Annotated in this window: 5 protein-coding genes; all 5 read left to right on the forward strand. The window is 51.9% G+C overall.

The window, feature by feature from the left end:
* Positions 1-860 (forward strand): DUF2877 domain-containing protein (locus FDX03_RS14230; protein WP_170973101.1); only part of this gene is annotated, 860 nt, incomplete at its 5' end.
* Positions 778-1,710, forward strand: a complete 933-nt coding sequence (allS, locus tag FDX03_RS14235) for an HTH-type transcriptional activator AllS (RefSeq protein ID WP_137346094.1) — start codon at positions 778-780, stop codon at positions 1,708-1,710. The genes FDX03_RS14230 and allS, both read left to right, overlap by 83 nt.
* A 126-nt stretch (positions 1,711-1,836) precedes the next feature.
* Positions 1,837-2,697 (forward strand): small-conductance mechanosensitive channel MscS, encoded by an 861-nt coding sequence (locus tag FDX03_RS14240; RefSeq protein ID WP_040232115.1) that lies wholly within the window; start codon positions 1,837-1,839, stop codon positions 2,695-2,697.
* Between the two features lie 149 nt (positions 2,698-2,846).
* Positions 2,847-3,482 (forward strand): arginine exporter ArgO, encoded by a 636-nt coding sequence (argO, locus tag FDX03_RS14245; protein WP_137346160.1) that lies wholly within the window; start codon positions 2,847-2,849, stop codon positions 3,480-3,482.
* A 93-nt stretch (positions 3,483-3,575) separates the two neighbouring features.
* Entirely contained in the window at positions 3,576-4,322 is a 747-nt protein-coding gene (locus tag FDX03_RS14250) for an oxidative stress defense protein (RefSeq protein ID WP_048213183.1), read from the forward strand.
* The last annotated feature ends 46 nt before the right edge of the window (positions 4,323-4,368 follow it).

Consider the following 4,368-nt stretch of genomic DNA (forward strand, 5'->3'; position numbering starts at 1 on the left):
ATGCTCTAGCCTGCGCCGGGTTTTATCGGCTTCCCGATGGCGAATGGAGACGGCATAGCTGTTTTACGCAGGCGATTAACTTTTGCCGTCCAGACGGTGAGTTATTGACGTTGCTTCGCCACGGAAAAGGAATGGGGCCGACAGCCGTATTGCTGAGTACCGTGCAGTTTCCCCACGTGGCTCAGATTGAATGGCTAAGCAAACAAGGAAATATCCTGCGAGGGAAAAACATCACAATTTGCCCGCGTCGCATACTGCAATTGCCAATAAGCTCCATCGCCATTGCCCCAGTCGATCTTTCTTTTTGTACGCAACACAGTGGCCTCTGCGGAGCGCTAAATCAACCGGTTCACACGATGTCGCACTATTCTGAGATTATTAAGCAGCTTGATTGTTGGTATTGCGGCATGACCCCCGACTGGAGCAGGCTGATCGGATGTGGACCTGGGCTGACGCCTAGCGGTGATGACATGCTCACTGGCATGTTGGCCGTACTGTATGCCGCAGGGTTTTCTGCGCAACTTCAGTATTTTTTACCTCCGGCGAAACAGCTGGCAAAACTCACTACATCAGTCAGTTGCAGCTATTTGAACAGCGCCAGAGTGGGGGAGTTTTCTACATCAGTGCAGAAGGTCATACGCGCTTTACAACCGGGGCGCGAGTCTCATTTTGCAATTGCGCATCTGCTTGCTGTTGGTCATACCTCGGGAGCAGATATATTGCTAGGGATAGCAATAGCTCAACAGTGGTTACAGAGGAACGATCCAAGGAGAATGCATGCTCGATCAGGAAACAATACGCACGTTTATTCGGGTTGCGGAGACGGAGAGTTTTTCCCGCGCAGCCAGTTCGCTTCATAAAACGCCAGCGGCGATTAGCTATCGTATCAAAACGCTGGAAGAGCAGGTGGGGACTCAACTCTTCATGCGCACTACGCGCACTGTCAGTCTGACATTGGCCGGACAGCATCTGCTTGAGCATTGCCGGCAGTGGCTCAACTGGCTGGATGCGATGCCGGATGAGCTTCAGCAAATCAATGCGGGCGTTGAACGGCAGGTGAATATCGTTACCAATAATCTGCTGTACCAGCCACAGACCACGGCGGATTTACTGACCTGGCTGCATCAACAATTTCCCTTTACCCGCTTTCAGATTTCCCGACAGGTCTATATGGGTGTGTGGGATTCACTGTTGTATGACGATTTCCAGTTAGCCATTGGCGTCACCGGATCGGAGTCGTTGTCCAATAATATTTCTCTGTTGTCACTCGGTGACATCAGTTGGCAGTTTGTGGTGGCGCAGAATCATCCTCTGGCTCGCCACCCCGCGCCTGTACTGTCAGACGATATGCTGCGTCGTTACCCGGCGATTAATATTGAAGATACCTCGCGCACGCTTACGCGCCGCGTTGCCTGGCTGCTCAGTGGTCAAAAGGAGATCAAAGTTCCGGATCTCAGTACCAAGCTGGCCTGTCATTTAAGCGGCCTCGGGGTCGGTTTCTTGCCGGAGCGGATGTGTCGTCCTTATGTTGAGTCCGGAGCATTGGTTGCCCGTGAGGTAATCAATCCACGCCAACCGTCACCGCTCTCTATCGCCTGGAAGAATGCAGGTAGCGGAAAGGTGGTCAGTGAAATTGCCGAAATCTTTAAGCAGAAAGATCCACTGGTCAGCGGGTTCTTGCGGATGATTGATCAACCAACCGATCATTGAATTTACGAATGCTTTTATTGGATCATGTTGAAAAATGGCATGTTCGGTCTTTTTTGTTTACCTTTAGTACAGTATTTTTGTGAGAATGATCTCATGAATTTTTTTGACATGACCAAGGAATACTAAATGGAAGATTTGAATGTTGTCGACAGCATAAACGGTGCGGGCACCTGGCTGGTGCGTAACCAGGAACTGCTGTTGAGCTATGCCGTCAACATCGTTGCGGCCATCGCGATTGTCATTATCGGTATGATCGTGGCGCGCATCGTATCAAATACCGTTAACCGCCTGATGCTGGCGCGTAAAATTGATGCCACCGTTGCTGACTTCCTCTCTGCACTGGTGCGTTACGGTATTATCGCGTTCACGCTGATTGCCGCGCTGGGCCGCGTTGGGGTGCAAACTGCCTCCGTGATCGCCGTTCTCGGTGCCGCAGGTTTAGCCGTCGGTCTGGCGCTGCAAGGCTCCCTGTCTAACCTCGCCGCAGGTGTCCTGCTGGTAATGTTCCGTCCGTTCCGTGCGGGTGAGTATGTCGATCTCGGCGGCGTGGCCGGAACCGTGCTCAATGTGCAGATTTTCTCCACCACTATGCGCACCGTTGACGGTAAGATTGTTGTGATCCCAAACGGTAAAATCATCGCTGGAAACATCATTAACTTCTCTCGCGAGCCGGTTCGTCGTAACGAATTTATTATCGGCGTGGCTTATGACTCCGATATCGATCAGGTGAAAAAAATCCTCACTGATATCATTCAGTCGGAAGATCGCATTCTTAAAGACCGTGAAATGACGGTGCGCCTGAATGAGCTGGGGGCTTCCTCAATTAATTTCGTCGTACGCGTCTGGAGCAACAGCAGCGATCTGCAAAGCGTCTACTGGGATGTGCTGGAACGCATTAAGCGCGAGTTCGATGCCAATGGTATCAGCTTCCCGTATCCGCAGATGGATGTGAACTTCAAGCGTGTGAAAGAGAGTACGGCAGAGTAATTACGCGCCCGGAGGCGCTTTTGCTTTCCGGGCCGATAAAACTTTCTTTCCATTAATTTCCCTAATCTGCGATTAAAATTATCAATTTCCGCTAATGATTTTCCCGCGCTATAGTCTGCTCCTAAGAGAAACTGTTCGGGATGATTAACGTGTTATCGTATTACTTTCAAGGGCTTGCAATTGGTGCGGCCATGATACTTCCGCTTGGTCCACAAAATGCCTTCGTGATGAACCAGGGCATTCGCCGCCAGTATCACATCATGATTGCTTTACTCTGTGCTATCAGCGATTTAGTGCTGATCTGCGCCGGTATCTTTGGCGGTAGCGCTTTGCTGATGCAGTCGCCGTGGTTGATGGCGCTGGTCACCTGGGGCGGAGTGGCGTTTCTGCTCTGGTACGGTTTTGGCGCGTTAAAAACGGCGATGAGCAGTAATCTGGAACTGGCCAGCGCCGAGGTAATGAAGCAGGGGCGTTGGAAAATCATCGCCACCATGCTGGCGGTAACCTGGCTAAACCCACATGTTTATCTTGATACCTTTGTGGTGCTGGGGAGTCTGGGGGGCCAACTGGACGTTGAGCCTAAGCGCTGGTTTGCGCTGGGAACCGTCAGCGCTTCGTTCCTGTGGTTTTTTGGTCTGGCATTGCTGGCGGCCTGGCTGGCTCCGCGTCTGCGTACTGCTAAAGCGCAGCGCATCATCAATACGCTGGTAGGATTAGTGATGTGGTTTATCGCTTTTCAGCTGGCAAAAGAAGGTGTTGCGCACGTTCATGCGTTGTTCAACTAAGTGTTGTCTGATGGACAACGCAGCGAGATCGGCTAAGCTTGCCTGCATGTGCCCTGAGTTTCGGGGTAATTAATGAAACATGGAGGAACGACCGTGAAGTTCAAAATAATGGCCCTGGCGGCATTAGTCGGATTCAGCGCACTATCGGTACAGGCAAATGAGTTGCCAAATGGACCGCACATCGTGACTTCCGGAACAGCAAGCGTGGATGCGACACCAGACATCGCTACGCTGGCAATTGAAGTGAACGTTGCTGCCAAGGATGCGGCTTCAGCGAAGAAGCAGGCCGATGAGCGCGTGGCGCAATATCTGTCCTTCCTTGAACAGAACCAGATAGCGAAGAAAGATATTAACGCTGCAAACCTGCGTACCCAGCCGGACTACGACTACCAGAATGGTAAAAGTATCCTCAAAGGGTATCGTGCGGTGCGCACCGTTGAAGTCACGCTGCGTCAGCTGGACAAACTCAACGCGCTGCTCGATGGCGCGCTGAAGGCGGGTCTGAATGAGATCCGTTCGGTATCACTGGGCGTTGCTCAACCGGATGCTTACAAAGATAAAGCGCGTAAAGCGGCAATTGATGATGCCATTCATCAGGCTGAACAGCTGGCTGCGGGCTTCAATAGCAAACTTGGCCCGGTGTACAGCGTGCGCTACCACGTTTCCAATTATCAGCCGAGCCCGATGGTACGGATGATGAAAGCAGATGCGGCACCTGCTACCTCTGCTCAGGAAACCTACGAACAGCCGGTTATTCAGTTTGACGATCAGGTTGATGTCGTCTTCCAGATTGAGCCGACGGCGGGGCAGCCAGCGGCAACGCCTGCCAAAACTCAGTAATCTTTTCAGACCCGGCTTTCCAGCCGGGTTTTTTCTGTGAGCAACT

The sequence above is a fragment of the Citrobacter sp. wls827 genome, assembly GCF_005280875.1.
Taxonomy (GTDB): Bacteria; Pseudomonadota; Gammaproteobacteria; order Enterobacterales; family Enterobacteriaceae; genus Citrobacter; species Citrobacter youngae.

Bases quoted from the DNA above. Each gene is read 5' to 3' on its own strand.
- allS (WP_137346094.1), top strand. From the start codon at position 778: ATGCTCGATCAGGAAACAATACGCACGTTTATTCGGGTTGCGGAGACG.
- FDX03_RS14240 (WP_040232115.1), top strand. From the start codon at position 1,837: ATGGAAGATTTGAATGTTGTCGACAGCATAAACGGTGCGGGCACCTGG.